Genomic DNA, 2,189 nt, shown 5'->3' on the forward strand with positions numbered 1-2,189 from the left:
TTGACTCTCCTTGCTCCACCAGGAAAAAGTGTCAACCTTATTCAGGACGGGTCACAAGCAATAAAAAAGCCGGCTCCGAAGAGCCGGCTTCGATCTGCGGCAGCGCAGCGTTGGCTCAGGCGGCCAGCAACTGGCGCAGCACGAACGGCAGGATGCCGCCGTGCTTGTAGTAGTCGACCTCGATCGGCGTGTCGATGCGCAGCAGCAGCGGCACACGCTGCGTCTCGCCGTTGGCGCGATGGATCACCAGGGTAACGTCCTGTTGCGGCCTGATTTCGCCTTCCAGGCCTTCGATGTCGAAGGTCTCGTTGCCCACGATGCCCAGCGACTGCGCCGAGTCATTGCCCTTGAACTGCAGCGGCAGCACGCCCATGCCGACCAGGTTGGAGCGGTGGATGCGCTCGAAGCTGCGCGCGATCACGGCCTTCACGCCCAGCAGCTGCGTGCCCTTGGCGGCCCAGTCGCGCGAGCTGCCCGTGCCGTACTCTTCGCCGCCAAACACGACCGTTGGCGTGCCTTCGGCGATGTACTTCATGGCGGCGTCGTAGATCGACATCTGCTCGCCGCTCGGCTGGAACAGCGTCTCGCCGCCTTCCACACGCGAGCCGTCGGCCTTCGGGGGGATCATCAGGTTCTTGATGCGCACGTTGGCAAACGTGCCGCGCATCATCACCTCATGGTTGCCGCGGCGCGAGCCGTAGCTGTTGAAGTCGGCCTTGAGCACGCCGTTGGCCAGCAGGTACTTGCCGGCGGGCGACGTTTCCTTGATCGAACCGGCCGGGGAGATGTGGTCGGTCGTCACCGAGTCGCCGAACACGCCCAGCGCACGTGCGCCCTTGACCGATGCCGATGCGGCGGCCGGCGTCATGTCGAAGCCTTCGAAGAACGGCGGCTCGGCAATGTACGTCGACTTCGGCCAGTCGTAGACCTGGCCCTTCGTGCCCTTGACGTTGGCCCACAGCTTGGACGGCTTCTTGACCTGCTCGTAGTTGGTGCGGAACGTGTCGGCGTTCATCGCGAACTTCATCAGCTTGGCGATCTCGTCCGAGCTCGGCCAGATGTCGCCCAGGTAGACGTCCTGCCCCTTCTTGCCCTTGCCGACCGGCTCGGTCATCAGGTCGCGCGTCACGTTGCCGGCGATCGCGTATGCCACGACCAGCGGCGGCGAAGCGAGGAAGTTGGCGCGGATGTTCGGGTGAATGCGCGCCTCAAAGTTGCGGTTGCCCGACAGCACGGCGGCGGCCACGATGTCGTTCTTCACGATGGCTTCGTTCAGCTCGGGCGTCAGGTCGCCGGCGTTGCCGATGCAGGTGGTGCAGCCGTAGGCCGTCACGCCGAAGCCCAGCTTTTCGAGGTACGGCAGCAGGCCGGCAGCCTCCAGGTACTTCGTCACCACGCGGCTGCCCGGGGCGAGCGAGGTCTTGATGTGCGGCGCGACTTCCAGGCCGGCTTCCACGGCCTTCTTGGCCAGCAGACCGGCTGCCAGCAGCACGCTCGGGTTGGAGGTGTTCGTGCACGACGTGATGGCGGCGATCAGCACGTCGCCGTTCTTCACGTTCACGCCGTTGCTCGTCGTGTAGGTCTTGTCGAGGTCGGCTGCGTCCTTGTTGAAGCCGTTCTCGGCCACCGGCTTCGAGAACAGCGACGAGAACGTCGACTTCACGTTCCCGATTTCGATGCGGTCTTGCGGCCGCTTCGGGCCGGCCAGCGACGGGGCCACCGTGCCGAGGTCCAGCGTGAGCGTCTTGGTATAGTCGATCTCGCCGGCCTTCGGGATGCCGAACAGCTTCTGGGCCTTGAAGTAGGCCTCGAACGCGGCGATTTCTTCTTCAGTGCGGCCGGTGCCCTTGAAGTACTCGACCGTCTTTTCGTCCACCGGGAAGAAGCCCATCGTCGCGCCGTATTCCGGCGCCATGTTGCCGATGGTCGCGCGGTCCGGCAGCGACAGGCTGGCCGTGCCTTCGCCGAAGAACTCGACGAACTTGCCGACGACCTTTTCCTTGCGCAGCATTTCGGTGATGGTGAGCACCAGGTCGGTGGCTGTCACGCCTTCGCGCAGGCGGCCCTTGAGCTCCACGCCGACCACGTCGGGCGTCAGGAAGTACACCGGCTGGCCGAGCATGCCGGCTTCGGCTTCGATGCCGCCCACGCCCCAGCCGACCACGCCGATGCCGTTGATCATGGTGGTG

The 2,189-nt window shown here is 64.9% G+C and carries 1 protein-coding gene; it reads right to left on the reverse strand.

The window, feature by feature from the left end; genetic code table 11:
• Window positions 1–115: 115 nt before the first annotated feature.
• The coding region (acnA, locus tag A6M56_RS24060; RefSeq protein WP_286758475.1) for an aconitate hydratase AcnA at window positions 116–2,189 on the reverse strand (2,074 nt) is incomplete at its 5' end.

The organism is Ralstonia sp. RL (assembly GCF_001683835.1).
Taxonomy (GTDB): domain Bacteria; phylum Pseudomonadota; class Gammaproteobacteria; order Burkholderiales; family Burkholderiaceae; genus Ralstonia; species Ralstonia mannitolilytica.